Source organism: Micromonospora matsumotoense, from assembly GCF_900091525.1.
GTDB lineage: Bacteria > Actinomycetota > Actinomycetes > Mycobacteriales > Micromonosporaceae > Micromonospora > Micromonospora matsumotoensis.
The window spans coordinates 426,808-453,452 of sequence record NZ_FMCU01000002.1 but is presented as its reverse complement, the minus strand read 5'-3'; the positions used below and the strand labels follow the sequence as shown (position 1 = coordinate 453,452).

18 protein-coding genes are annotated in these 26,645 nt (G+C 71.7%); 8 read left to right on the top strand and 10 right to left on the bottom strand.

Annotation, left to right across the window (positions count from 1 at the left end; all coding sequences use genetic code 11):
• Positions 1–55 precede the first annotated feature (55 nt).
• Both GA0070216_RS05695 and GA0070216_RS05690 read right to left on the bottom strand, forming a co-directional pair.
• Positions 56–721 (bottom strand): response regulator, encoded by a 666-nt coding sequence (locus GA0070216_RS05695; RefSeq protein WP_091240007.1) that lies wholly within the window; start codon positions 719–721, stop codon positions 56–58.
• The gene (locus GA0070216_RS05690; protein ID WP_091240003.1) at positions 718–1,899 is read right to left on the bottom strand and encodes a sensor histidine kinase; all 1,182 of its coding nucleotides are present in this window, start codon (positions 1,897–1,899) and stop codon (positions 718–720) included. Before GA0070216_RS05690 ends, GA0070216_RS05695 begins: the two co-directional genes overlap by 4 nt.
• A 196-nt stretch (positions 1,900–2,095) precedes the next feature.
• Between GA0070216_RS05690 and GA0070216_RS34385 the strand changes: the two genes are divergently transcribed.
• The 3 genes from GA0070216_RS34385 to GA0070216_RS05675 all read left to right on the top strand — a co-directional run bounded on the left by GA0070216_RS34385 (position 2,096) and on the right by GA0070216_RS05675 (position 7,629).
• A complete protein-coding gene (locus GA0070216_RS34385) occupies positions 2,096–2,914 on the top strand; it encodes a CPBP family intramembrane glutamic endopeptidase (protein ID WP_176738844.1) in 819 nt (272 codons plus the stop codon).
• 176 nt (positions 2,915–3,090) lie between these two features.
• The gene (locus GA0070216_RS05680) at positions 3,091–5,913 is read left to right on the top strand and encodes a M14 family zinc carboxypeptidase (RefSeq protein ID WP_091240000.1); all 2,823 of its coding nucleotides are present in this window, start codon (positions 3,091–3,093) and stop codon (positions 5,911–5,913) included.
• Between the two features lie 129 nt (positions 5,914–6,042).
• Complete coding sequence (locus GA0070216_RS05675) at positions 6,043–7,629, top strand: class I SAM-dependent methyltransferase (RefSeq protein ID WP_091239996.1); 1,587 nt, start codon at positions 6,043–6,045, stop codon at positions 7,627–7,629.
• A gap of 77 nt (positions 7,630–7,706) precedes the next feature.
• Here the strand turns inward: GA0070216_RS05675 and GA0070216_RS05670 are convergent, their stop codons facing one another.
• Positions 7,707–8,606 carry a hypothetical protein gene (locus GA0070216_RS05670; protein ID WP_091239993.1) on the bottom strand — a complete coding sequence of 300 codons (900 nt, stop codon included), beginning with the start codon at positions 8,604–8,606 and terminating at the stop codon, positions 7,707–7,709.
• 482 nt (positions 8,607–9,088) lie between these two features.
• Between GA0070216_RS05670 and GA0070216_RS05665 the strand changes: the two genes are divergently transcribed.
• Both GA0070216_RS05665 and GA0070216_RS05660 read left to right on the top strand, forming a co-directional pair.
• A complete protein-coding gene (locus GA0070216_RS05665; RefSeq protein ID WP_091239989.1) occupies positions 9,089–10,561 on the top strand; it encodes an RICIN domain-containing protein in 1,473 nt (490 codons plus the stop codon).
• Positions 10,562–10,723: 162 nt separating this feature from the next.
• Positions 10,724–11,851: a helix-turn-helix domain-containing protein gene (locus tag GA0070216_RS05660; RefSeq protein ID WP_091239986.1), complete on the top strand. Its 1,128-nt coding sequence runs from the start codon at positions 10,724–10,726 to the stop codon at positions 11,849–11,851.
• A 3-nt stretch (positions 11,852–11,854) separates the two neighbouring features.
• Here the strand turns inward: GA0070216_RS05660 and GA0070216_RS05655 are convergent, their stop codons facing one another.
• The 3 genes from GA0070216_RS05655 to GA0070216_RS05645 all read right to left on the bottom strand — a co-directional run bounded on the left by GA0070216_RS05655 (position 11,855) and on the right by GA0070216_RS05645 (position 16,376).
• Positions 11,855–14,101, bottom strand: a complete 2,247-nt coding sequence (locus GA0070216_RS05655) for an ATP-binding protein (RefSeq protein ID WP_176738843.1) — start codon at positions 14,099–14,101, stop codon at positions 11,855–11,857.
• A 68-nt stretch (positions 14,102–14,169) separates the two neighbouring features.
• A complete protein-coding gene (locus tag GA0070216_RS05650) occupies positions 14,170–14,697 on the bottom strand; it encodes an RICIN domain-containing protein (RefSeq protein WP_141723011.1) in 528 nt (175 codons plus the stop codon).
• Positions 14,698–14,906: 209 nt separating this feature from the next.
• Complete coding sequence (locus GA0070216_RS05645) at positions 14,907–16,376, bottom strand: lectin (protein WP_091240925.1); 1,470 nt, start codon at positions 16,374–16,376, stop codon at positions 14,907–14,909.
• Between the two features lie 313 nt (positions 16,377–16,689).
• Between GA0070216_RS05645 and GA0070216_RS05640 the strand changes: the two genes are divergently transcribed.
• The gene (locus GA0070216_RS05640; RefSeq protein ID WP_091239979.1) at positions 16,690–17,703 is read left to right on the top strand and encodes a LacI family DNA-binding transcriptional regulator; all 1,014 of its coding nucleotides are present in this window, start codon (positions 16,690–16,692) and stop codon (positions 17,701–17,703) included.
• 116 nt (positions 17,704–17,819) lie between these two features.
• Here GA0070216_RS05640 and GA0070216_RS05635 read toward each other — a convergent pair whose 3' ends face one another.
• The 4 genes from GA0070216_RS05635 to GA0070216_RS05620 form a co-directional block, all read right to left on the bottom strand.
• A complete protein-coding gene (locus GA0070216_RS05635) occupies positions 17,820–19,550 on the bottom strand; it encodes an amylo-alpha-1,6-glucosidase (protein ID WP_091239976.1) in 1,731 nt (576 codons plus the stop codon).
• Positions 19,551–19,581: 31 nt separating this feature from the next.
• The gene (locus GA0070216_RS05630) at positions 19,582–20,343 is read right to left on the bottom strand and encodes a carbohydrate ABC transporter permease (protein WP_091240921.1); all 762 of its coding nucleotides are present in this window, start codon (positions 20,341–20,343) and stop codon (positions 19,582–19,584) included.
• A gap of 65 nt (positions 20,344–20,408) precedes the next feature.
• A complete protein-coding gene (locus GA0070216_RS05625) occupies positions 20,409–21,320 on the bottom strand; it encodes a carbohydrate ABC transporter permease (protein ID WP_091240918.1) in 912 nt (303 codons plus the stop codon).
• A 111-nt stretch (positions 21,321–21,431) separates the two neighbouring features.
• Positions 21,432–22,658, bottom strand: coding sequence for a sugar ABC transporter substrate-binding protein (locus tag GA0070216_RS05620; protein WP_091239973.1), 1,227 nt, complete (start codon positions 22,656–22,658; stop codon positions 21,432–21,434).
• 304 nt (positions 22,659–22,962) lie between these two features.
• Between GA0070216_RS05620 and GA0070216_RS05615 the strand changes: the two genes are divergently transcribed.
• Together GA0070216_RS05615 and GA0070216_RS05610 are read left to right on the top strand one after the other, a co-directional pair.
• A complete protein-coding gene (locus GA0070216_RS05615) occupies positions 22,963–24,795 on the top strand; it encodes an RICIN domain-containing protein (protein WP_176738842.1) in 1,833 nt (610 codons plus the stop codon).
• Positions 24,796–25,004: 209 nt separating this feature from the next.
• Entirely contained in the window at positions 25,005–26,609 is a 1,605-nt protein-coding gene (locus tag GA0070216_RS05610; RefSeq protein ID WP_218108135.1) for an arabinofuranosidase catalytic domain-containing protein, read from the top strand.
• Positions 26,610–26,645: the final 36 nt, after the last annotated feature.

Below are 26,645 nucleotides of genomic sequence, written 5' to 3'. Positions count from 1 at the left end.
GTCGGCGGCGGACGGTCCACACCGCTCCCGCCGATGTCGGGGTCGGGCAGCGCCGCTACTTTTCGGCAGTGGGTGTGCCGGGGACGGCCTGGCCGGTTTCGTAGGCGTACATCACCAGTTGTGCCCGATCGCGGCAGCCCAACTTCAGCAGCAGCGAGCTCACGTGCGTCTTGACCGTGCCGTAGCCCAGGTTCAGCGCTTCGGCGATCTCCCGGTTGGCGAGCCCACGAGCCACGGCCCGCAGGACGTCACGCTCGCGTTCGGTGACGCTCGCGTGTACCGGCCGCAGGGCCGGAAGCGTGGCGAACAGCTCGATCAGCCGCCGCGTGACGGTGGGTGCGAGCAGCGCCTCACCGCCCGCGACGACCTCGATGGCGTCGAGCAGGTGCTGGGGGCGCACGTCCTTGAGGAGAAAGCCGCTCGCGCCCGCGCGTAGCGCCGCGTGCACGAGATCGTCGTCGTCATAGGTGGTCAGCATCAACACCCGGGTCCCCCGGCAGCGGTCGTCCGCGACGATCCGTCGGGTCGCCTCCAGCCCGTCCAGGCCCGGCATCCGCACGTCCATCAGCACCACGTCGGGCCGGGCGGAGCGGGCCAGCGCGACCGCGGCCCGCCCGTCACCGGCCTGTCCGACGACCGCCAGCCCCGGGTGCGACTGCAACAGGAGCACGAACGCGCTCCGTACCAGTTCCTGGTCGTCGACGACCGCGACCCGGATCATGGCGGGTCCTCACCCGTGGGCAGGTCCGCGCAGACCTGGAACCCACCGTCGGCGGTGGCTCCGGCGGTCAGGCTGCCCCCGACGGCCCGGGCCCGCTCGCGCAGGCCCAACAACCCGTAGCCCGGCGCGGTCGGCGGCACGTCGGCCCGTTCGCCGGTGCCGGCGGCACCGACCACCACCCGCAGGGCCGTCGGCGCGTAGGTGATCCGCACCGTCACCGGGTGGTCCGGCGCGTGTCTCACCGCGTTGGTGAGGGCCTCCTGCACCACCCGGTAGGCGGCCAGGTCGACCACGGCGGGCACGTCGCGCCTCGTCCCGTCGATCCGCACATCGACGCTCAGCCCCGCCTCGCGAACCCCCTGCACCAGGGTCTCCAGCGACACCAGACCCGGCACCGACGGCGACGCGTCGTCACCACCGCGCAGCAGGCCCACCACGGACCGGGTCTGCACCAGCGCGCGGCGGCTCGTCTCGGCGATGACCACGAGCGCCCGCTCGGCCGCGTCCGGATCGCCGCGCAGCAGGTGTGCGCCCACGCCCGCCTGCACCGCGATCAGCGACATGCTGTGCGCGACCACGTCGTGCAGTTCCCGCGCGATCCGCAGTCGCTCCTCCACGACCGCCTGCCGGGACGCGATGTCGGCCCGCACGCCGGCGGCGGCCAGGAGGTCCCGTTGATGGGCACGCCGTTGCCGTACGGTGTCACCGACCGCGACGACCGCGACACAGATGGCCGCGCTCGTGGCGACGTCGATCACGGCGAGGTCCGGGACGCCCGCGCCCCGCAACGCGATGAACGCCACGACGACGAGGGCCAGGCCGATGACGGCCTCGCGACGGGTGCCGTGCGCCGCCACCGAGTACAGGGCCAGCATCGTCAGGTACGGCAATACACCGGTGAAGTACGAGCCGCCCGAGACGACGAAGGCGGCCACCGCCACCAGGGCGAGCCCCAGCAGCGGGCGACGCCGCCGCAGGCCGGTCCCGGCGGCCCCCACCGCGGTGATCACGACTGCGGTCACCGACGCCCGGTGCAGGGCCGGGTCGATCGCGGCCACGTCGGCGCTGACCAGGACCGCCACGGCCAGCACGGCCGCGAGCACCGCCAGCGCGGCGTCGACCCAGTCGGGCGCGCGCCGGACCGGCAGGGGCAGCGCGCCGATCTCGGGTCGGGTCATGCGGCGAATGCTACGGACCGGTGGAGCCACGGGCCTCCGCTGTGCGGCTTACCCCGCCTCTGTCTGCAGACAGAGGCCCACGGCGATCGTCGGGCCTGCCGGCAGAGGTGCACCGGGCAGGCGGCAGGAGACGGTAAGGGCCCCCGAGCAACCGGAGTGCAACGTGTTCACGAATCTGTCAGCCACCGCCCGAGCGGTGACGTTCTACGTCATGGCGTTCACCATGTGCGTGGTGCTCGCCCTCACCTGGCCCAACGGCGAAGCCGCCGCGGTCTTCGCCATGGTCACGCCGTTGCTGTCCGTTCTCGTCATGCAGCTCGTGGTCACCCGGGACGGCTGGCGCCGCAGTGGCTGGACGCCGCTGGGGCTGGGCCGGCTCGGCACCCGGCGCTGGCCCGTCGCCGTCGTCACGCCGGTGTCCGTCCTGCTCGTCTCGGAGGCGGTGCTCCGACTGACCGGGCTCACCGGGTGGCACCTCCCCGCAGGTGCCGACAGTGTCGCCATGCTCGTGGACCTGCCGGTCATGCTCGTCTTCGTGTTCTTCGAGGAGATCGGCTGGCGCGGGTACCTCGGTCCGCTGCTGGCGTCCACCGGGCGACGCGTGCCGCACCTGCTCACCGGGCTCCTGCACGGCATCTGGCACCTGCCCCTGGTCTTCTTCGCCACCGGTGGGTACCTCACCGAGGGCAACCGCTGGATCATCGTCCCGGTCTTCCTCGCCGTCCTCACCTGCGCCGGGCAGGTGTACGGCTGGCTCCGCGAGGTCAGCGGAAGCGTCTACCCCGTCGTGATCATGCACACCGCGTTCAACATGGGTCTCACCGTCGCCGTCGCCAGCACCGCCACCGACAGTCCCGACGCCGTCGCCGCGCTGGGCCGCGAGGCCGGCGTCGTGACCCTCGTCGCGGTCGCCGCGGCGGCACTGTGGACGTCGACCCGGCGTCCACCCGCTCCCGTCGGCACCACCCCCACCACCGTCCCCACGGCCACCCCGGTCGGTGCGCCTGTCCGGTGAGGCCAGGACATCGGTTCAGGCCGCCCGGATGCTGCTCGCGCCCGGGCGGTCCCCGGCTCCACCGAAATGGATCTTTCGGTTCACCGGGCGGCAGCCCGCCCAGTTCCCGGGTACGAGACGTCCCCTAGGCTTCGATCACCCTTGATTCCTTTCCCGGGAAGGGAAACGAAAGCCCCATGCGACCTGCACAGCGCAGCTCCACCCTGGTTTTCCCACGACGGTTCGCCGGTGCCGCCGTCATCGTCATGTTGGCCGCGACGTCGGCCCTGACCGCCGGGCCGGCGGCCGGGGCCGCGCCCCTGACGCCGGCCTGTGGCAGCGACCCGACCGCCCGGATGTCCACGGTGCCCAGCCCGGAGAGCTTCCTCGGCTTCCCGCTCGGCACCGGCCAGGAACGGGTGGTCACCAACGAGGAGGTCCGGGGCTATCTCGCCGCCGTGGACACCGCCTCGAAGCGGGTCGTCACCGGCGTCATGGGCACCAGCGTGCTCGGCCAGCCGCTGCCGTACGCGGTGGTGTCGAACGAGCGCAACGTCCGGCCGGCCGTGCTCAAGGGCATCGCCGAGGACGTCCGCTCGCTGCGCGACCCCCGACTGGTCGACCAGCAGCAGGCCGGCGAGATCGCCGAGGCGGCCCCGGCGATCGCCTGGGTGACCGCCAACGTGCACGGCGGCGAGAAGAGCGGCACCGACGCCACCCTCAAGACGCTGTACGAGCTGGCCGCCGGGCTGTCCTGCGAGGTCCAGCAGCGCAACGACAACCTGATCACCATCATCGTGCCGACGCAGAACCCGGACGGCCGCGACGCCAGCCGCCGGCAGAACGAGTACGGCTTCGACCTGAACCGGGACTGGTTCGCCCGGACCCAGCAGGAGACCGACGGCAAGCTCGAACTGATGCGGAAGTACCCGCCGCAGGTCTTCATCGACGCGCACGAGATGGGCGGCCGGCAGTACTTCTTCCCGCCCAACGCCGACCCGATCCACCACGAGATCGCCGGCGAGGCGGTCGACTGGATCAACCGGATCGGCGAGGCCAACAAGGCCGGCTTCGGCTACCACGGCGCGTGCAGCGCCACGGTGACCACCGAGTGCTACTTCAACTACTCCACCTACGACCTGTTCTTCATGGGGTACGGCGACACGGTGCCGGCCGCCGGCTTCGGCGCCGCCGGGATGACCTTCGAGAAGGGCAGCGCGTCGGCGGTGGCCGACCGGGTGCAGCAGCAGTTCCACACCCAGTGGTCGACCCTCGGCTGGGCGGCGGCGCACAAGAGCGAGGTGCTCGCCGGCTGGTTCAAGATCTGGAAGGACGCGCTCGCCCAGGGCCGGGCCGGCGCGCTGGAGCCCAACGAGGTGGTCGAACCGACCAACACCGTGCAGTTCCCGGTGCCGGAGCAGACCATCCGGTCGTACTTCCTGCTGCCCGACCGGCAGCTCGCCGACGCCCGCCAGCTGGTCGAGCGGCTGCGCCGGATGGACGTGGAGGTCTACCAGGTCAAGAAGGCGGTCAAGCTGCCCACCGCGAAGCTCTTCGGTGGCCGCTCGGCGACCAACCTGACCGTGCCGGTGGGGTCGTACTGGATCCCGATGAACCAGCCGCAGAAGCACTGGATCCAGGCGGTCATGGGTGAGGACCCGTACACGCCGTTCCCGTACTTCTATGACGTGTCGTCGTGGAGCAACCCGCTGTTGATGGGGGTGAACGCGGTCTACACCGGTGCCGACGTGAAGCCCAACGCGGAGCTGATCGACAAGATCCAGAACACCGGTGGCGGCAAGATCCTGGCCGCCCCGCCGTGGAAGGGCTCGTACACCTACGCGCTGGACTCCGCCGCCGCGGCCGAGTTCACCTTCACCCTGCTGGGTAAGGGTGTGCAGCTGGTCCGGGACCTCGACAGCGGCGAGGTGGGCATGCCGGCCGGCGGGCTGACGCCGGAGCTGAACACCACGGCCAAGAAGCTGGGCGTCACGCTCACCCCGTACACCACGGCGGCCGTCGGCACCCCGATCAGCCGGCCGGACGTCGGCCTGTTCGCCGGCACCGGCATCTCCACCACCTCCGGCTCGCACGGCGAGGCCCGGTACGTGCTGGGCAAGCGGTGGGGCCTCGACCTCACCCCGGTCAGCACGGCCGACATCAACGACAACACCCCGGCCTTCACCAACCGGACGGTGCTGCTGGTGCCGGACGGCAGCAACGCGACCGGCGGGCTCACCGCGACCGGGCAGGCCAACCTGCGCGCCTGGATCGCCCAGGGCCACACCTACCTCGGACTGCGCAACGAGGGCACCCGGCTGGCCCGCGCCGCCGGGCTCACCTCCACCACGGAGAAGCCGAAGCCGACCGGCTACACGGTGATCGGGTCGCACCTGCGGGTCGACGTGGACCCGGACAGCCCGGTCGGGCTGGGCCGGCCGGCGGAGGACTTCGAGTTCCACAACAACGACCCGATCCTCAACCCGAGCAGCACCGGCCGCAACGTGCTCCGCTACCCCAGCGGTGACACGTTCTGGGCCAACGGCTACACCGTGCAGGGTGACACGCTCAAGGGCACGGTCGCGGTGGTGGACGAGCCGACCGGGGCCGGACGGGCGGTGCTGTTCGCGTTCAACCCGCTGTTCCGGGCGTACAACGAGAGTGGTCTGCACCTGGTGGCCAACGCGCTGCTCTACCCGAGCAGCGGCACCGCGGCCCGGACCGCGTCGCCGGTCCAGGTCGACCCGGCCCGCGCCGCCGCGGCGGCGGCGCCGGTGGCGGAGAACCTGGGCGGCGAGTGGCGGCCGTTCACCATCCAGGTGGCCGCCGGCGACCTGGCCCGCACCGAGGCGGTCGTCGACCGGTACACCGACACCGCCCGGGTCTCCGTGGCGGACGGCTCGGCGTACCTGGTGATCCCGAACCCGGCAGGGCTCCAGATCGACGAGCACCCGTTCCTGGGTGACCTGGTGCGGACCCTGCGGGCCGCGCAGATCCCGCTGCGTTCCGTGGTGGGGTAAGGCCCCTCAGGGTGGGGGCGGCACCGCGCGGTGCCGCCCCCACCCGACCCGGGCACCCGCGCGCAGCCGAGCCCTCCGCCCGGGCACCCCGCGCGGCGCCGGGCAACCGGCGTCGGCTAGGAACGGTGCATGCCCCGCTACCTGCTGTTTCCCGGCCGACATCACCTGCTGACCCGGTTCCAGGCCGCCTATCTGCACCGGCTCGCCACCACCGGTCACCACGACGATCCGGACGGCGACCACGCTGCGGCCGACGGCGTGCCGACCGCGACGGCGGGCGACGACCCGGTCACCGTGGTCTGGGCGGTCACCTCGGCCAACCACGAGAACACCCGCCGCAACCCCGTCCCCTACCACCGGCGGGAGGCGGCGATCGAGCGGTTCAGCGTGCTGGCGGGGCTGCGGTCGGTGGTGGTGCCGGTCTTCGACACCGCCGCCACCGACCGGTTCGCCGAGGTGACCCTGAAGAACGTGGCGGCGACCGCCGGCCTGGAGCTGACCCCGGCGGACACCGTGGTCGCCTGCTCGACCCCGCAGGTCGCCGCGATGTACGCCGCGCTGGGGTTCCCGATCGCCGGGGTGGAGGCCGACGTCGACCCGACGCCGGCCCGGCCGTGGGACGTGCTGCTGCGGCTGGCCGCCGACGACCCGTCGTGGCGGGAGCTGGCCCATCCGGCGACCATCGACGTGTACGCCCGCTACCGGCTCGACGACCTGGTCCGCTCGGTGGTCAACGACCCGGTGGTCGGGGACGAGGGCGGGCTGACCGCCACCCGCGACTACCGGACGTACGCCGAGGCGTTCGCCGACGCGGCGCAGCGCAAGTGGGCGGCGGTGCGCGAGCACGTGCGGCCCGGCCGGATCGTCGATGTCGGCTGCGGTGCGGGCGCGGTGCTGGAACTGGCCGACCGGGAGCCGACCCTGCGGGAGAGCGACCTGATCGGGGTGGAGGTGGCGCGGCACCTGTACGAGGAGTGCGTGCACAAGAAGGCCCAGGGCTTCTTCGCCAACCCGAACGTGTTCTTCTACCGCCGCAACGTGCTCGGTGGGGCGGTGTTCGCGCCCCGCTCGGTGGACACCACGCTGACCTTCGCGCTGACCCACGAGATCTGGTCGTACGGCGAGCAGATGGCCTCGCTGCGCCGGTTCGTGCAGGCCATCTACGACCACACGGTGCCCGGCGGAGTGTGGATCAACAGTGACGTGTGCGGCCCGGACGGCCGGGACCGGACGGTGCGGCTGCGGCTGTCGACCACCGACGGGGCGAACCCGGCGCAGCCCCACCCCGACCTGGCGTCGCTGCCGGCCGAGCGGGTGGCCGAACGGCTCGCCGGGCTGTCGACGCGGGCCCGGCTGGACCAGTTCGCCGTCGACTACCGCTTCCCGTTCCCGCACCGCCCGGTCGACGACGGCACCGGCGCGGTGGTCGAGCTGCCACTCGGCGCGGCGATGGACTTCCTCACCCGCAAGGACTACACCGACAACTGGCTGTCGGAGACCCAGGAGGAGTTCTGCGGGCTGGAGTGGGCCGACTGGAAGGCCCTGCTGGCCGACGTGGGCTTCGAGGTCGACCCGGCCAGCGGCCCGTACCGCAACGACTGGATCGTCGACCACCGGCTCGCGCCGGCCGCCGCGCTGTCCACGCTGGGCGGCGCACCGCTGGACTGGCCGGTGACGCACGTGCTGCTGGTCGCCCGCCGGCCGGTCAACACCTGACCCACCGGGCCCGACCGGCGACGGAAGGCCGGGGACGGGAGGATGCTCCCGCCCCCGGCACCGCCGTCAGGAGCCGATCAGGACAGGAACTTGTCCAGAGCGGCCTCGATGGTGCCGCTGTCCGGCGCCGCGTACGCCTTCATCGTCGTCTTGTTGTACGAGATGAAGCTCGGGCACCGGGTAGCCGGGGCGCTGACGACCCCACCGTCGCCGATCTTCTCGGCCGTCTTCGCGGCGAAGAAGGTCAGCTGGTAGCGCGACGAGATGTAGGAGACGCTGACGCTCTTGCCGTCGCTCGCCTTGTAGTCGCACTTCTTGGGCGCGCCCTCGCTGCCCGGGACCATCGACATGCAGCCGACCACCGACACGGTGGTGAAGTCGGCCGACTTGGCGTAGTAACGCTTGTCGGAGCCGACCAGCTTCGACGACCAGAGCGTCGGCCGCTCGGGGTTGTTCGAGAAGACGTACGCCTTGGCGGTGGCCGGGCCGCTGTAGGTGGCGGCGTTGAGGATCGGGCTGCCGTCGCAGACCGACGACATGTCGCTGGAGTAGCGGGCGGTCACCGCGTTGTTGTTGTTGCTGTTCGGCTGCTCCGGCGACGACTCGGACGGCTGCGGGACGGCCGAGGTGCCCGTGCCGGGCCCCGGACCGCGGTCGGTGGTCGCGTTCGGCGTCGGCGTCGGGTCGGTCTCGTCGTCGTTGCCGACCAGGGCGAGCCCGATGCCGGCGCCACAGAGCGCGAGGATGAGGACCACCGCGCCGACGATCAGGCCGATGACCAGACCGCGGTTCGACTTCTGCGGCGGCACGGGAACACCGAACTGGGGGGCCTGCCCGTACTGCGGGGCCTGGCCGTACTGCGGGGCCTGGCCCGGCTGGCCGTACGCCGGGTAACCGGCGGGCGGGGCCGGTGGCCCGCTCCACGGGGTGACGTTCGGATCCGGCTGTTCTCCGTACGGAGGGTGACTGTTGCTCATCTGAAGCCCTTATCGCTGTCGACGGTACCCAGGCACTGGATCATCGGTCAGGGTAGTGAGCGGCACAAACCGAGGCGCTCTTTGTCGGAGGGCAACGAACCCCGACCGACCACGGGCGGCTGAGAGTTGACTACGCTGAGTGGCGAATTCGGGCTCACCGTCGGGCTCACCGACCCGCCACAGGCGCCTTCGACGGCGAAAAGCGAGGTGCGGGAAGGGATTCGGCCCGGAACGCGCCTTCCGTGCCGGGCACTGCGAAAACGGTTCACAATGTGATGTAGATCATTGATCACGATCTCGACAAGCGCGACGACCGGGCCAACCGGCGATACGGGACGCGCACCCCACTTCGCCTACCAGGCATCGATGTAGATCACATCAAAGTATGGGCATGCGACAGTGGGCCGGCTTATCGTGAGGGTCGAGAAAAGGGCCCGCGCGTCCCTGCGGGCACCTCGTGCCCATCGCAAGAGGAGGCGGCCATGCCTGCCGCGCCCCACCCCACCACCACCCTCCGCCGGATCGTCCTCGCCCTCGCCGCCTGCGCGGCCCTGCTCGCCCCGCTCACCCTCACCGCCCCCGCCGCCCGGGCCGCACCGGTCACCGTGGCCAACGGCACCCAGTTCACCGACACCGCCGGCGCCGGGGTGCACGCCCACGGCGGCGGCATGATCAAGGTGGGCGACTACTACTACTGGTTCGGCGAGAACCGCAACGACAACAACACCTTCCGGTACGTGTCGGTCTACCGCTCGACCGACCTGCGCACCTGGGAGTTCCGCAACAACGTGCTCACCCAGTCCTCCGCGAACGAGCTGGCGACGGCCAACATCGAACGACCGAAGGTGATCTACAACGCCGGCACCGGCCAGTACGTCCTCTGGATGCACTGGGAGAACGGCGTCGACTACCACCAGGCCCGGGTCGCGGTGGCCACCTCCAGCACGGTCGACGGCAACTACCGCTACCTGGGCAGCTTCCGGCCGCTGGGGCACGACTCCCGGGACCAGACGGTGTTCCGCGACGACGACGGCACCGCGTACCTGATCTCCGCCACCCGCAACAACGCGGACCTGAACATCTACCGCCTCACCGCCGACTACACCGGGGTCGCCTCGTTGGTCCGGACGCTGTGGCCGGACAACTACCGGGAAGCCCCGGCGATGTTCAAACGCAACGGGGTCTACTTCCTGGTCACCTCGGGCGCCACCGGCTGGTCACCCAACCAGGGCCGGTACGCGACCGCGAGCAGCGTCGCCGGCACCTGGACCAACCCGACCAACGTCGGCGACGGCACCACCTACGACTCCCAGTCGGCGTACGTGCTGCCGGTGCAGGGCAGCGCCGCCACGTCGTACCTCTACCTCGGCGACCGGTGGGCCGGCGCGACGGGCGGCCCGGTCAACCAGTCCCGGTACGTCTGGCTGCCGCTGAACTTCCCCACGACCACCTCGCTCACCATGAGCTGGTATCCACAGCTCACCATCGACACCGCCACCGGAGTGGTCACCGGGGTCAACGGCGGCTACACCTTCGACACCCTGCGCGCCCGGCACAGCGGCAAGTGCCTGGACGTGCTCGACCGGTCCACCGCCGACGCCGCCGCCGTGGCCCAGTACGCCTGCAACAACGGCACCAACCAGCAGTGGCAGCTACGGGATGCCGGCTCCGGCTACGTCCAGATCGTCGCCCGGCACAGCGACAAGTGCCTCACCGTGGCCGGCGGTGCCACCGCCGACAGCGCGCAGGTGCAGCAGTCCGGGTGCCAGTCGGGCCGCACCGACCAGCAGTGGCAGCTACGGGACGCGGGCTCCGGCTACATCCAGATCGTCGCCCGGCACAGCGGCAGGTGCCTCGATGTCACCGGCTACTCCACCGCCGACGGCGCACGGGTGATCCAGTACACCTGTGGCACCGCCGCCAACCAGCAGTGGCAGCGGGTCGGGGCCTCCTGACCGACCCGGCCGCCGTCCCGGCTCCCGCAGACCGGGACGGCGGCCGGATGCCACCCCCGCGTACCGGCTGCCCAGGCGCCGGTGTGACGAGGTCGTCACTCCAGGTGGCGCCCCGGTGCCGTCTACTGGGCCGGACAGCAGTCGTCCTGGCGGGGGTACGGGGTGCGGGACAACACGCAGGAACAGCTCCACCGGTTACGGTCACTGCGGATCGTGGCCGGGTTGACCATCGAGGAACTCGCCGTCCGCTCCGGGGTGAGCCCCCGGACCATCGGCGGGATCGAACGGCACCGGATCCACCGCCCGCACCACGGCACCCTGCGCGCCCTGGGCGCGGCACTGGGACTGGACGTGCGCGACGCCGGCCAACTGCACGCGGCCGGCGAACAGGTCGCCGGGGTCACCGGGCTGCCCGGGGTGACCGCACACTTCACCGGCCGCCACGACGAGATCGCCTGGCTGACCCGGCAGCTGCGACGCCGCCCCGCGGTACAGCTGATCGGCCTGCCCGGGGCGGGTAAGACGGCGTTGGCGGTGCAGGCCGCCACGGTGCTGGCCGAGCGGTTCCCCGACGGGGTGCGGTTCCCCGGCCCGGTCGCGGACGCCACCGCCGCCACGATCGCGCGACGGTTGCTGCCACCGTCCGACCCGGCGTCGCACGGCCCCGACCCGGTGGCCATCGGGGCGTACCGCGACCTGCTACGCCACCGACGGATCCTGGTCCTGCTGGACGACGTCCGCGACGACCGGCAGGTCGGGCCGCTGCTGCCGCCCGACGCCCTCGGCGTCACCCTGATCACCGGCCGGCATCCGCTGACGGGTCTTCCGGCGACCGATCGACGGCTGGTGCCACCGCTGCCGGCGGCCGACGCGCGGGCCGCCCTCACCGCGATGGTGGACGGCACCGCGCCCGCCCCCGCGGTCGCCGCGCTGGCCGCCGGCTGCGGCGGGCTGCCGCTGGCGCTGCGGGTGACCGCGAACCGGCTGCTGACCCGGCCGCAGTGGAGCGCCCAGTGGCTGATCGACCGGTTGGGCAGGCCGGAGCGGGTCCTGGACGCGCTGGTCGCCGGCGACCTGTCGGTGCGCGACGCGTTCGAGCGGACCTATGCCGGGCTGCCGGCCCGGGCCCGCCGCGCCGTCCGGCTGCTGACCCGGCCGGCCGGCCCCGTCCCCGCCGAGGCGGGTTTCCTCGATCTGGCCGAGCGGGGCTGGGTCACCGCCGGCCGGGAGCACCGCTACGAGCCGCACCCGCTGGTACGCGCCTTCGCCCGCGTCGCGCCCGGCACCTGATCCTCACCCGGGGGTGAGGCCGTCGCGGGAGAGCTCGGCCAGCAGCGTCGCGGCCCGACCGGCCAGGTCCGGATCGTCGCACTCCTCGGCCAGCGCGATCGCCCGTACCAGGTGCGCCGGGGCCTCCCGGGTCTCCCCCGTGCGCCGCAACGCCTCCACCAGCTCCACCGACGCCAGGGCCTCGATCGCCGGCAAGGCGGTCGCGCGCAGACGCGCGACCGCCTCCCGCCGGGCGGTGACGCACTCCGGCCACCGGCCGAGGGCGGCGAGATCGTCGCCGATGCGCCGGCAGTTCAGCGCGTCGGTGGCGGCCCGGGCGAAGGCCGCGATGGGATAGCGCGGATCCCGGAGCAACCGTTGCGTCCGCTGGTGCACCCGCAGCGCCTCGGCCGGCCTACCGAGCGCCAGGAGCGAGGAGCCGAGCGACGCCATCGCCTGCGGCAGGCCCTCGCGGTCGGTCGAGCGACGCAGCATCACCCAGGCCCGTTGCCGTTGCCGCAGCGCCGCCGCGTGCTCGCCCAAACCGGCGTGGCCGCTGGCGGCATAGAGCAGCGCCCAGCCCTGCTGGGCCGGGTCGTCCGCGCTGACCGCCCGGTCCAGCGCCCGGCCGGCGGTGGCCACGCTGCCGGCGAACTCCCGCTGGCAGATCGCCTGCGCCCAGGCCAGATAGTTGAGATGGACCGCCTCGGTACGCGGGTCGCCCAGTCGGGCGGCAGACTCGGCGGACAACCGGAAGACCTCGGCCCAGAGGTCGAGATGGACCCGGCTGTCGGAAAACCAGTGCAGCGCGTCGACGGTGTCGACCACCGGGGCGTGCAGGCCCTCGGCGGCGGCCGACCGCAGCGCGGCGAACCAGTTGCCCCGCTCGGCGTCGAGCCATGCGGTCGCCGCCGCGCGATCGGGGAACTCCGTCAGCGACGTCGGCCCGTTCGGTTCGAAGTGCCGCCCGGCGGCCGCGGTCCGCGCCAACCACCAGTGCAGCGAGCACGTCCGCGACGGGCCCACCGAGTCCGGTTCCTCGGCGGTCATCCGGTCGACGGCGAAGTCGCGTACCAGGTCGTGCAGCCCGTACCGGTCTGCGGGAACGGCGGCCACCAGACCGCTCTCGACCAGGGCTTCCAGCCGTTGTTCGGCCTCCTCGTCGGAGACCTGGGTGACCACGGCGACCGGGTCCGGGCCGAAGTCCGGACCGGGCATCAGGGACAGCCGACGGAAGGTCCGTCGCAGGTCGGCCCCCAGCCGCCGGTAGGACAGGCTGAGCGCGGTGTGGATGCCGGCGGTGCCGGCGTCGATGACCCGCAGGCGGGCCTGCTCGCCGGTGAACCGTCGGTTGAGCTCCGCGACGGACAGCCCCGGCTCGTCCGACAGTCGTTGCCCGGTGACGCGCAGCGCCAGGGGCATGTGACCGCAGTGCCGGGCCAGCTCGTGCAGCTCGGTCGGGTCGGCGGCGACGGGCCGGGCGATGGCCCGCAGCATCGCGGTGGAGTCCTCGGCCGGCAACGGCTCCAGGGACAGCCACTGTGCGGTGTCGAGACCGCTGAGCCGCCGCCGGCTGGTGAACAGCACGAGACCCGGCCCGGCCCCGGGCAGCAGCGGCCTCGCCTGGGCCTCGTCGGCGGCGTTGTCCCACACCACCAGGGCCCGGCGCTGGCAGAGCACCGACCGGTACGCCGTGGACCGCTCGTCGAGCCCGGCGGGAATCCGCGGTTCCGGCACACCGAGGGCGCGCAGCAGCCGGTGCAGCGCCTCGCCGGGTGTGGTGGGAACGTCGTCCATGCCCCGCAGGTCGACGAAGAACCGACCGTCGGGGAACTCCGTGGCCAGATCCGCCGAGGCCCGCAGGGCGAGGCTGGTCTTGCCCACCCCGGCCGGCCCGGTGACGACGAGCACGGTGGCCTGCTGCCGGTCACCCGACGGGCGACGGGCGATGTCGCCCAGGGTCCGCAGCTCCGCCGCCCGGCCGCTGAAGTAACGCGGCGGATCGGGCAGTCCCCCGCCGGCCGGCCGCACGGAGGTGGTCTCGACCAGGCGACGACGCTCGTCGTCCGGCACGTCGAGCACGTCGAGCAGGACGGTCAGGGTACGCCGTTGCGGCCGGCGGACCCGGTCGCGTTCGATGTCGCTGATCGCCCGGGCACTGACCCCGCAGCGCTCGGCGAGCCCCTCGATCGACAGGCCCGCCGCCACGCGGCGACCGCGCAGGACGGCACCCAGCGTCGGCCGTTCGGGTGCGCTCGGTATCGGCTTCACCGAGCACACCCTCACAGATCACCGCCCGAGATTCCAGGCATCGACGAGTGACGTAGCGCATGGTCGGATCACCGACCGTTCAGCCGCCACGTCTGGAAACTGCCGTAGTTGCACGCCCGGGCGTATGCGTCCCCGCTGCCGTGGGTGTCGACGCAGATGTAGCGGGTGTCGAAGAAGTTGAGCCGCAGCGACACCTGGTTCCAGTTCGAACCGTAGCCCTCGATCAGCTGCCGCAGGCCGCCGTTGCACGGGTTGGCGTGCTGCTGTGGGCCGCCGAACTCCCACATGTCGAGGCACAGGCCCGACTGCCGGTTGCGGATGGTCACCCGGTCGTATCCGGACGGGGCCTTGTCGGCGTACGAGACGGTCCACATCTGCCAACTGTTGCCGGCCTGGCACGGCAGTGTGTAGATGGACCCGGCGCTGTTGCTGTCCAGGCACATGCCGGTCGCAAAGTTCTGGAACTGCCCGGTGAACGTGTAGGCCGCCGCCGCCGGGGAGGCGGTCCACACCGCGGCCCCGGCCACCAGCATCATCGTCGCGGCCAGTCGGGCGAGGACTCCCCGCCAGTTCGTGCCACCCATCCTGACTGTCACCCTTCGCTCCTCCTGTCGTCGGTGCGGCCCTTCCCGTGCGGGCCGACGCCATCCGGCTACCACGAGTACAGCGACACCTGGCGAGGGTGACCATGCGGAACGGCAGGCAAGAAGCGACGGCGGCGCGGAGCGGTCATCCGGCGGGTGGGCCCGGTCGGCCGGGCCTCCCCGTGGTGGGGAGGCCCGGCCGACCGGGGTCGGCGCAGTGGTCAGCTACGCAGGTTCCATTGCTGGTTCTGTTGCCCGTTGCAGGACCAGAGGATCAGCTTGGTGCCGTTGGCCGTGGCCCCGGCGTTGGCGTCCAGGCACAACCCTGATTGCACGCCGGCGACGGTCCCATTGGCATTGACGTTCCACTGCTGGTTCGCCCCGCCGTTACAGTCCCAGATGATCACCTTGGTGCCGTTGCTGCTGCCCTGCCCACTCGCATCGAGACACTTACCCAACACCTGCAGCTGCTTGCCCGCCGTGTAGGTGAAACGCTGCGCGGTGCCACCCGTGCAATCCCAGAGCTGCACCTGGGTGCCGTTGGTGGTGCTGCCGTTCGGCACGTCGACACACCGACCGGACTGACCACCCACCACCTGCACACCCTGCTGCGGATTGCCGCCACCAACCGGCGCGTACCCGGCAGCCGCGATGTTGGCCTGTACCGCGTCCTCGGTGGCCGCCGACGGGTAACCCGAGGTCAGCACGCCCTCGAAGAAGGTGCCGCGGCCGGAGACGCTGTTGTCGCCGCCGATGCCGAGCAGGATCGCCCCCTCCTTCTTCATCGGGTGGTAACCGTTGGGCCGCCGCCCGTCGAAGTAGGTCGTCAGACCACCCGACTGGGCGCTCGCGCCCCGGATCGCCCAGTGGTTCGGCTCGCCCTTGACCATCGCGGTCACGAAGCGGTGGTTGATGGGGGCGATGTTGTTGTATCCCGCATTCACCCCGGAGAACAGCCCCCATTCCAGGTCGGCCATCACCCAGGGGCCGGCGCCGGCACCGTAGCCCCACTGCTTGTTGGCGCCGAAGTAGACCGTCTCCATGATGGCCGGCGCGTCGGCCAAGCCGTCGGTCTGTGCGTTGCCGTAGTCGAAGCAGCACCACTGGTTGTAGTGGGTGCCGTCGACGACGGCGTAGATGCCCTCGGGCTGGTCGCCGGTGGCGACGCCGTTGGTGTTGTTGTTGCGGTAGCCGGTGCCGGGTGAGATGTAGACGCCGTACGCCTTCTGGCCGCCGACCGTGATCGGGGCCGCCTTCGCATCGGCCAGGTTGTCCCAGCCGCCCGGCGCGGGGCCCGGCCAGTAGCCGCCGGGCGCCTGGGTAAGGCGGTTGTTGCGGCCGGACTGGTCGTAGAGAATGGTGATCAGGCAGCTCGTGTTGGCGCAGAACGAATCCTGCGTCGCCGCGTTGACCACACCACCGGCACTCAACACCCCCACATCCCGGGTGGTGTTGTCCGACGCCCGGCGCACCTGGTATAGCGGACCGTTGTACGCCCCGTACAAGGCCCGGGTGGTGCTGTGCGCCGCCACACACGGCGTACCACCCGAGGCGTAGATGTCACACGGACCGGTGCCGGCCGCCCGCGCCTGCGGCGCGCCCGACACCACGTAACCGCCGGCACCGACGGTAAGGACCAACGAGGCCCCCACCGCCGCCAACAGGCGGCCCAACCTTCTCTTCACGATCATCAGTTCCCTCTCCGGCACGGTGATGGTGGGTGGCACCCGGCCCTGCGGAGTCGTCCCGTCCGGACGCCCCGGACGGTGGTGGCGACCAGGTGCCCCCGTGACGTCACACGTCACACCTTTTACATTAAGGTCGATCTATTAAATGCGCCATCACCGGGGCCTTTCCACGGCACCGGTCGGGACCGTCGAACACCGGTGGTCGTCGACGACGGTTGCGGAGCCGTTCCTGAACCGGGTGCCGGGGACCGTTATGCTCCAGCGGGAGACATGGCGCATTCCCGTGTCGATACCGGAACTCGGCTTGAGGGCGGGCATGAACATCGGGGAGATCGCCCGGCGGGCCGGGGTGTCCCGCAGCACCGTGTCCTACGTGTTGAGCGGGAAGCGGACCGTGTCGACGACGACCCGGCAGCGGATCCAGGCGGTCATCGACGAGCTGGGCTACCGGCCGAACGCCAGCGCCCGCGCGTTGAAGGAGGGGCGCACCCGCACCCTCGGTCTGGTGATCCCCCCGGCCAACCAGCGCCTGACCGACATGCAGTTGGGCTTCGTCGCCAGCGTCGTCGAGGCGGCCGCCCGGCACGATCTGGACGTGCTGCTGTCCCCCTCCGGCGGCGACCACGACCGGTCGTTCGAGCGCATCGTCACCGGGCGGCGGGTCGACGGGGTGGTGCTGATGGAGATCCGGCTGACCGACGACCGGGTGACCCGGCTGGCGACGGCGGGGGTGCCGTTCGTGACGATCGGGCGGACGGCCGAGCCGCACGGGATGAGCTGGATCGACATCGACTACGCCACGTTGATCTCCCGCTGCGTGCACCACCTGGCCGACCTGGGGCACCGGCAGGTGGCCCTGGTGAACCGGTCCGCCGAGTTGGTCGCCGCGGGTTACGGCCCGAGCCACCGCGCCCTGACCGGCTTCCGGGCGGCCGTCGCCGAGCGGGGCCTGACCGGCGTCGACGTCTGCTGCGGCGACGACACGACCTCCGGCGAAGTGTGCGTGGAACAGTTGCTGACGACGCATCCGGAGGTCACGGCGGTGGCCACCATCAACGAGGCGGCGCTGCCCGGCATGCAGCGCGCGTTGCACGCCGCCGGCCTGTCGGTGCCGGGCGACTTCTCCGTCACCGGGGTGGCCGCCCAGCACTGGGCGGAGGATTTCCGGCCACCGCTGACCGCCGCGGACGTGCCGATGCGCCAGATGGGCGCCGAGGCGGTGTCGCTGCTGTTGGAGCTGATCGCCACGCCCGGCGGCCCACCCCGGCACCGGCTCTATGCGCCGCCCATCTCGCTGCGTTCCAGCACCGGCCCGGTCCGGGCCCGCTGACCCGGTCCCGACCTCCCGCAGGGCCGGCCGTCCCGGTCGCGGGCCGGAACGGCCGGCACCCCGGGTGCCGGACGCCGCCGCGCCGGGACCCCGCCCTGGCGGGCCCGGCGCAGGGATCACGCGTCGCCCCGCGTCGGACCCGTCGCCGCGGCCCGGCGTGCCTGTTGGGCGGCGGCGAGGATGAGATAGCTGCTGGCGGTCCAGGTGTACGCCCGGTCGCGGAGCCCCGCACCGGTCTCGGCATCGAAGTTCTCCGCGAACCCGGACTTCTCGCACAGGGCGAGGAACCGCTGACTGACCTCGTCGGCGATCGCGGTGTGCCCGGCCCGGCGCAGGCCGTCCTCGACCAGCACCGTGGAGGGCGCCCAGATCGGGCCACGCCAGTAGCCGTCGGCGAGGTAGTGGGCCGAGTCCGGCGGCTCGGTGGCCAGCCCGTGGGTGGTCAGGTGGGCCTCGATGCCCCGGGCCAGCACCTCGGCCACCGGGGCGGGCAGGTCGCCGCCCAGGGTGACGGGCATCAGGTCGAGCAGGCTGCGGCTGGCCCGTCGTCGACCGGTGTGCGGGCTGCGGGCGGTGAAGCGTGCGCCGTCCCACAGGTCCCGCAGCAGGGCGGCGCGGACCCGGTCGGCCTCGGCGGTCCACCGGTCGGCGGGCTCGCCCAGCTCGGTGGCCAGGTCGGCCAGGCAGCGCAGTTGGCTGACCAGGAACGCGGCGAGGTCGGCGGTCTCCAGGACCCGGTCGTCGTCGAAGGTGGTGGCGTTGTCCCAGCCGCTGTCGTTGCCGTGCTGGTAGTGGGGCAGGTCGTGGCCGGGGGCACGGCGCGCGTCGAGCCAGAACCGGGTCCACCGGGCCAGCCGGTCGTACGTCCGGGCCAGCTCCGCCCGGTCCGGCGGCGCGGGCAGCCAGCGGCGCAGCTGGCCCAGGGCCCACCCGTGGATGGGTGGTTTGACGTAGTTGTGCAGCACCTCCGAGTGGGTGATCGAGTCCGGCAGGGCACCGGCGTCGTCCTGGTGGTCGAAGGGCAACTGGAACTGGTGCCAGGCCAGCTCGGGCTCACCGGCGGCCAGGGCGATCGCGTTGAAGCAGTGGTCCCAGCTCCACACCTTGTCCATCCAGTGCTTGGACATCAGCACGGCCGGCCGGGTGACGAAACCCGCCGGGTCGACGGTGGCCGACCACAGCACGTACGCGGCCAGTTCGGCGGCGGGGGTGTCGACGCCACGCCAGGGCGCGACCGCGTCGACGAACCTGGCGAACTCGGTGCTGCGGTCCCGGCACAGCTGGTCGAAGGTGCCGGCTCGGGGGTAGGGCTGGCGAGCGGTGCGGTATTCCTCGATCGCGATCTCCCAGGGCTGGTCGGCGGGGAGGTCCAGCCAGCGGTCGGCCGGGCCGAGCGCCTCCAGTCCCCGGGCCGCGCACAGCGCGCCGGACAGCACGGTGACCCGGTAGCGGCGGCCCGTCTCGTAGGAGGTGAACACGGTCGACCCGTCGACCGGGTCACGGTAGAGGTAGGTGCCACTGAACGGGGTGAGGGTGCCGGCGGCGGCGGCGATCCGCAGCCCGAGGCCCCGACCCCGCAGCCGCAGGGTGTCCGGCCCCTGGTAGGCGGCGTCGATCCGGCCCCTGCCGCTGCGCCAGGTCAACAGCGCGGGGGTGGCGACGACCGTGGTGCCGGCGTCGGGGGCGAGGCGGAGCACCGGGTGCAGTCCGGTCTGGTGGGAGACCAGGTGCAGGTCGTCGGCGTACGTCTTCTCGGCCACCACCGGGGAGATGTTGAGCCACGAGCCGCGGTAGCTGAACGGGATGTCCTGGATGGAGAACTCCGGACCGGACGGTGCGACGGTCATGGCTGGTGACGCCCTTCTGTGGTTCGGGTGGTCAGTCCTTGACCGCGCCGGCGGTGATCCCGGTCGAGACGTACCGCTGGGCCAGGACCAGCAGCACGGCGGCGGGGATCGAGGCGACGACGGCGGTGGCCATGATGGCGTTCCACTGTTGGCTGTTGTTGCCGATGTAGCGGTAGATGCCCAGGGTGATCGGCTGGTGCCCGCCGCCGCCGGCCAGCGTCGAGGCGAAGACGAAGTCCGACCAGGCCCAGAGGAACGCGAACAACGACACCGTGACGACCGCGTTGCGACTCAACGGCAGCACGACCGACCAGAAGGTACGCAGCCGACCGGCGCCGTCGACCACGGCGGCCTGGAGCAACTCGTCGGGGATGCCGGACATGAAGGCCGTGAAGATCAGCACGCCGAACGGCACCGCCAGGGTCGAGTCGGCCAGGATCAGCCCCGGCAGGGTGTTGAGGATGCCGAGTTCGAGGTAGCCGGCGTAGAAGCCCATCGCCATGATGATGCCCGGGATCATCTGCGCGGTCAGCAGCACGAAGCTGAGCGCCCGACCGCCCGGCGGCCGGAGCTTCGCCAACGCGTAGCCGGCGGGGGCGGACAGCGCCACCGTCAGCGCCACCGTCGCGAGCCCGACCAGGAAGCTGGTGCCGAGGTACGGCAGTTGCTGGTCGAACACCGCGCGGTAGCCCTCGACGGTGCCGTCGACGGGGAACAGGTGCGGTGGGCTGGCCCGCATGTCCCGTTCCCGGGTGAACGACACGTTGATCATCCAGTAGACGGGGAAGAGCATCAGCCCGGTCAGCACCAGGCCGATGCCGGTCTTCCACCAGGTGCGGCGCGGCGGGGCGGTGGTGGTCACGACTGCTGCCTCCGTTGCCGCCGCAGGTAGCCGAGCCCGGCGAGCAGGGCCAGCACGATGAGCAGGTTGCCGACGGCCGCGCCGGGGCCGAACCGGGGCAGCAGGTTACCGAAGCCGAGCCGGTAGGACCAGGTGGCCAGGGTGGTGGAGGAATCGGCCGGGCCACCCCTGGTCATGATCCAGATGAGGTCGAAGACCTTCAGCGTGTAGATCAGGCCCAGCAGCAGGGTGATCGCGGAGACGGGGCGCAGCAGCGGGAAGGTGATCGACCGGAACCGTTGCCAGCCGGTCGCCCCGTCGAGGGCGGACGCCTCGTACAGCTCCGCCGGGATCGCCTGGAGGCCGCTGTGCAGCACCACCAGGTTGAACGGGACACCGATCCAGACGTTCGCGATGATCACCGAGACGAGCGACCAGCGGGGCGAGGTGAGCCAGTGGACCGGGTCCACCCCCACCACCCCGAGCGCCGCGTTGACCAGGCCCGCGTCGCTGTTGAGCAGCCACGACCAGGTGGACGCCGAGACGATCAACGGCAGCAGCCAGGGCACCAGGATCACCGCCCGCAGCGTCCGGGACAGCGGGAAGTGCTGGTGGAAGAAGAGGGCCAGCGCCATCCCGATGGTGAACTGGAGGACCAGCGAGGCCACGGTGAAGACCAGGGTGTGGGTCAGCGCCGGCTCGAAGGTCGGATCGGCCAGCGTCGTGCGGTAGTTGTCCAGGCCGGCGAAGGGCGCCCCGCCCTGGACGAACGACCGGACGGTGTACTCCCGCAGGCTCAACTCCACATTGCGGTAGAGCGGGTACGCGTAGCAGACGACCAGGTAACCGGTCACCGGGGCGAGGAAGGCCCAGGCCGACCACCGTCCCGCCCGGGACACGCGGTGCCCGGGTGGGACGGTGGCGGCCATCCCCCGACGGCTCCGCCCGGCGGTGGCGGCAGCCGTCGAGGTGGTCAGGGCCGAGGTGGTCGGGGGCGAGGCGGTGGGTCCCGTGGCGGTCACGATGTCGGCGCGACCCGACTATCCGGCGGTACGCTGCGCGGCGGCCAGCGCCTCCTGCGGTGTCTTCGCCCCGCTGAGCGCCGCCTGCACCCCGGTCCACAGGGATTCGGAGATCTTCGGATACCTCGTGCCGAGGTTGTCACCGGTGCGGCCCTTGGCGGCCCGGACCGCCTCCACCCAGACCGTGAGCTTCGGGTCGGCTGCCACCTGCCGATCCTGCACGGCGGTGACGGGCGCGACGTAGGACAGCGTGGTGTCGGTGGCGAGAAGGTTGTCGGCGCTGGTCAGACAGGTGACGAGCTGCCGCGACGTCGCGTACCGGCCGCTGTCGCGCTGCACCGGGATGGAGACGAACTCACCGCCCGTGGGTGCCGGCGCCGGGCCACCCGCGCGGGCCGGGATCGCGATGATGCCGTACCCGAAGCCGAGCTTCTCCGCGTTGGCCAGCTGCCAGGTGCCGTTCTCGGCGAAGGCGTAGTCGCCGGTGGCGAACTCCTGCCAGCTCGTGGTCTGGGTGTTGTTGATGACGGAGTTGGGGGCGTGACCCTGCCTGAGCCAGTCGGCCCACAGCGTCAGCGCGGAGACCGCCGGCGGCGAGTCCAGCGCGGTCAGTTGGGCACCGGCCCCCCAGAACCAGGGCAGGAACTGGAAGCTGCCCTCCTCGGTGCCGATCGCGGAGAAGGTGATGCCCTTCTTGCCCTTGGCCTTCACCTTGGTCAACGCGCTGTTCAGCGTGGCCCAGTCGGTGATGGTGGCGGGGTCGACGCCCGCGGCGGCCAGCACCTCCTTGTGGTAGTAGAGGGCGAGGGTGTTGGCCCCGATCGGCACCCCGTAGGTCCGGCCCTCGCGCTGGCCGGCGCCGAGCAGGTTCGCCGCCATGGCCTCCACGTCCAGTTTGTTCTCGTCCGTGGTGGTGAGCGCGCCGGCCTCGGCCAGGGTCGAGATCACCGGGTTGTCCACGATCAGCACGTCCGGCGAGTTGCCCTGCTGGGCGGCGAGCAGGGCCTTGTTGGTCAGGTCGGTGGTGTCGTAACCGGTCCGCTCCACCGTCACCCCGGCCCCCTCACCGCACTTCCTGAGCAGCGCGACCCAGGCGGAGTCGTCGGCGAACTGGGGGTACGGGTCCCAGACCAGGTAGCTGCCGCCGCCCGAGGGTTCGTCGGCGGACGAGCAGGCACCGCCGGCCAACGCGACGAGGGTGGCGACGGCGGCGGCCAGGCACCGCCGTCGGCTGGTTGCTGTCATCTGCTGCCTCAATTCGGGTGGGACGTCAGGAGGTGGCGGGGAGGGCGGTGACCACCGCGCGGGTGGGGCGCAGCCCGATCATGAGGCGAATCGATTCGAAGCACCGGTGCGAACGAACATAGGGCCGTCAATGCAACCGGGTCAAGAGGAGTTGCCCAGAAACAGGATCATCGGCGGAAACGTCGACTTCATCGCCCTGTCATTTCATTGACATCCGTCACAGTCTCGCCCTACGATCCCTGCGAATCGATTCGCATGCGAAGCCCTCCGGAGAGCGTCCCCGCGCCCCACCAAGGAGCCGCCCGTGAAAACCCCGTCCCGCAGCCGGCCCGGACGAATCCGCGTGATCGTCACCCGACTCGCCGTCGGCCTGCTCGCCGTCGCCGCCACCGCCGTCGCCGCCACCCCGGCCCAGGCCGCCGACGAGTCGATCAGCGTCAACTTCTCCGCCGCCGACGGCACGCCGACCTACCGCGCCTCCGGCTGGATCTACGGCATGACCGAGAACGCCAGCGGCCCGGCCGACCACTTCTACCGGGACGTCAAGTTCCAGTACATGCGGGCCGGGGGCGCGCAGCTACCGGGCAGCGGCTGGGTCGGCGGAAACTACGACCGCCGGTGGAACGCCACGCTCGCCCAGGCCCGGCGGACCGCCGCCCTGGGCGGTCAGTTCATCATCCTGCCGCACGACCTGTGGGGCGCCGACGGCGCGGGGATCTCCCGCTTTCCCGGTGACAACGGCAACTGGACCGACTACGACAACTTCCTGACCCGCCTCATCGGCGACGTCCGGGCGGCCGGCCTGACCGTGCAGTGGGACATCTGGAACGAACCCAACATCACCATCTTCTGGAACCGCCCGATCTCCCAGTACCTCGAACTGTGGCGGCGCACCTACCAGCGGCTGCGGGCGGAGTTCCCCAACCAGCTCATCGTCGGGCCGAGCTGCGCCTGCGTGCCGTCGACCAACCACGCGTTCTGGAACCAGTACCTGGACTTCGTCCGCTCCACCAACACGGTGCCGGACATCGTCAGCTGGCACTCGCTGCCCGGCGACCCGGTCGCCAACGTCGCCGCCGCCAACGCCACCCTCGACCCGCGCGGCATCCCCCACCCCCGGCCGTACCAGATCAACGAGTACGGCGCGTCCAACGAGCAGAACCCGGCGGACGGCGCCTGGTACGTCGCCCGGCTGGAGCGGGCCCGCGCGGACGGCCTGCGGGCGAACTGGGCCGGCGGCGGCAACCTGCACAACGACCTGGGCAACCTGCTGATCCGCAACTCGGCCGGCCAGCACCAGCCCAAGGGCGAGTGGTGGGTCTACCGCTACTACGCCTCACAGACCGGGCAGATCGCCGCGGTGACCGCCAGCCAGTCCTACGACGCCTTCGCCACCAGGGCGACCGGGGTGGCGAAGGTCCTGGTCGGTGGCGGGCGGACCACCGGGAACCTGACCGTCAACCTGCAACGGCTGGACGCCACCAGCGGCATTGTGCAGAACAACCAGGTGCGGGTGCTCACCCAGCGCATCCCGTACAACAACGGCGGCGCGGTGCAGGGGCCGGTCACGGTGTCGAACACCGTAGTCACCGTGGCCAACAACAACGTCACGGTGACCCTGCCGTACGGCAACCAGAACGACACCTACACGGTCACCCTGCTGCCGCCCTCGGACACCGGCTTCCAGTCGGTGGCGGTGGCCCAGCACTCGCAGCAGTGCCTGGACAACACCGGCTCGGGCACCACCGACGGCAACCCCCAGCAGCAGTTCCCCTGTGAGGGTGGTGACCAGCAGCTGTGGAACTTCCGCCCGGTCGACGGGGTGGCCAACACCTACACGGTCGTCAACCAGCAGAGCGGCAAGTGCCTGAACGTCAGCGGGGCGTCCACCGCCGACGGCGCGGCCGTGCAGCAGGGGACCTGCCAGAACGGCCCCAGCCAGCAGTTCACCCTGCGCAGGGTGACCTACGGGGGCAACGACTCCCACGACTACCAACTCGTCGCCCGGCACAGCAACAAGTGTGTCGACGTCAACGGGGTCTCCACCGCCGCCCAGGCGCGGATCCTGCAGTGGACCTGCAAGCCGGTCAGCCAGAGCAGCCCGCTGAACCAGACGTGGCGGATCTGGGGCCGGTAGGACCACGGGTCGGGTACCGGGCGGCCGTCACCCGGCCGGCCGCCCGGGTGACGGGAGACAGCAGACGAACCACCTCAGGCATTGATTGATGTCGCTTTTTCGGTGATCCTTGGGGAGTTCCGAACCGATTCGCCACCGCCACCACCACCGCCACCACCCGTGGGCGGGCCCGCCAGGCCCGCGCCGCCGACGAACCAAGGAGCCGCTTCGTGCGCACCCCGTCCCCGAGCGGACCAGGTCAGGTCCGCGATCCCATCCCCCGACGCCGTCGTCTCCACCGGCTGACCATGCTGGTCGGTGCGTTGGCCGGTGTCCTCGTCGTCGCCGGGGCCACGCCCGGCCTCACCTCGCCGAGCGCCGAGGCCGCCGCCGCACCCGCGCTGGCCGCCATCGAGCCGGGGCAGAGCACCCGGATCGTCGGCACCGCCTCCGGCCGGTGCCTCGAGGTCCCCAACGCCAGCACCACCAACGGCACCCAGACGCAGCTGTGGGACTGCCAGGGCGGTGCCGGGCAGACCTGGACCTGGACGGCCAACCGTCAGCTCACCGTGTACGGCAACAAGTGTCTGGACGCCTCCGGTCGGGGCACCACCGCCGGCACGGCGGCGATCATCTGGGACTGCAACGGCCAGAACAACCAGCAGTGGAACGTCAACGCCAACGGCAGCATCGTCGGCGTGCAGTCCGGCCTGTGCCTGGACGCCAACGGCAACGGCACCGCGAACGGCACCAAGATCCTGCTGTGGACCTGCAACGGTCAGACGAACCAGCGGTGGACCTCGCCGACGACCACCGCCCCGCCGACCACGCCGCCGCCCACCACCCCACCCACCACGCCCCCGCCGGGCGGCGCGCTGCCGTGCGACATCTACGCCGCCGGTGGCACCCCGTGTGTGGCCGCCCACAGCACCACCCGGGCGCTCTACGCGGCGTACGCCGGCAACCTCTACCAGGTACGCCGTTCCTCGGACAACACCACCCGCAACATCGGACTGTCCGGTGCGGGCGGCACCGCCAACGCGGCGACCCAGGACTCGTTCTGCACCGGCACCACCTGTGTGGTGACCGTCGTGTTCGACCAGTCCGGTCGCGGCAACGACCTCTGGTACCAGGGGTCCAGCGTGGTTCCCGGTTCGCCGCAGAGCCGGCCGGCCGTCGCGACGTCGGAGTCGCTGACGGTGGGCGGCGCCAAGGCGTACTCGCTCTACATCAACCCGGGCAACAGCTACTGGCGCGACGGTCACCTGACCGGCGTGCCGACCGGCGCCGCGCCGGAGGGCATGTACATGGTCACCAGCGGCACCCACGTCAACAACGGCTGCTGCTTCGACTACGGCAACAGCGAGACCACCCGCAAGGCCGACGCCGCCGGGGCGATGGACGCGCTCAACTTCGGCACCCAGTGCTGGTTCGGCGGCTGCTCCGGCTCCGGCCCGTGGGTGCAGGCGGACCTGGAGTGGGGCCTGTTCCCCGGGGGCAGCAGCTCCTGGAACCCCAACCAGCGGGCGTTCACCAGCAAGTTCGTCACCGCCACCCTGAAGAACAACGGCACCTCACGCTTCGCCATCAAGGGCAGCAACGCCCAGTCCGGCAGCCTCTACACCCTCTATGACGGCTCCCTGCCCCCGGGCTACAGCCCGATGAAGAAGCAGGGCGCGATCATCCTGGGCAGCGGCGGGGACTGCTGCAAGCCCGACGGCGGCGCGAACCTCAGCGCCGGCACCTTCTACGAGGGGGCGATGGTCGCCGGCTACCCGTCGGACGCGACCGAGAACGCGGTCCAGGCGAACATCACCGCCGCCGGCTACCGCTGACCCCGGTGCCGACCACCTGACCGGATCGTCGCGCCG

Coding starts and splice junctions, on each gene's coding strand:
- GA0070216_RS05620 (WP_091239973.1), bottom strand. CDS start 22,658: ATGACAGCAACCAGCCGACGGCGGTGCCTGGCCGCCGCCGTCGCCACC.
- GA0070216_RS05690 (WP_091240003.1), bottom strand. CDS start 1,899: ATGACCCGACCCGAGATCGGCGCGCTGCCCCTGCCGGTCCGGCGCGCG.
- GA0070216_RS05645 (WP_091240925.1), bottom strand. CDS start 16,376: ATGATCGTGAAGAGAAGGTTGGGCCGCCTGTTGGCGGCGGTGGGGGCC.
- GA0070216_RS05635 (WP_091239976.1), bottom strand. CDS start 19,550: ATGACCGTCGCACCGTCCGGTCCGGAGTTCTCCATCCAGGACATCCCG.
- GA0070216_RS05665 (WP_091239989.1), top strand. CDS start 9,089: ATGCCTGCCGCGCCCCACCCCACCACCACCCTCCGCCGGATCGTCCTC.
- GA0070216_RS05640 (WP_091239979.1), top strand. CDS start 16,690: ATGAACATCGGGGAGATCGCCCGGCGGGCCGGGGTGTCCCGCAGCACC.
- GA0070216_RS05630 (WP_091240921.1), bottom strand. CDS start 20,343: ATGCTCTTCCCCGTCTACTGGATGATCAACGTGTCGTTCACCCGGGAA.
- GA0070216_RS05675 (WP_091239996.1), top strand. CDS start 6,043: ATGCCCCGCTACCTGCTGTTTCCCGGCCGACATCACCTGCTGACCCGG.
- GA0070216_RS05625 (WP_091240918.1), bottom strand. CDS start 21,320: ATGGCCGCCACCGTCCCACCCGGGCACCGCGTGTCCCGGGCGGGACGG.
- GA0070216_RS05680 (WP_091240000.1), top strand. CDS start 3,091: ATGCGACCTGCACAGCGCAGCTCCACCCTGGTTTTCCCACGACGGTTC.
- GA0070216_RS05670 (WP_091239993.1), bottom strand. CDS start 8,606: ATGAGCAACAGTCACCCTCCGTACGGAGAACAGCCGGATCCGAACGTC.
- GA0070216_RS05695 (WP_091240007.1), bottom strand. CDS start 721: ATGATCCGGGTCGCGGTCGTCGACGACCAGGAACTGGTACGGAGCGCG.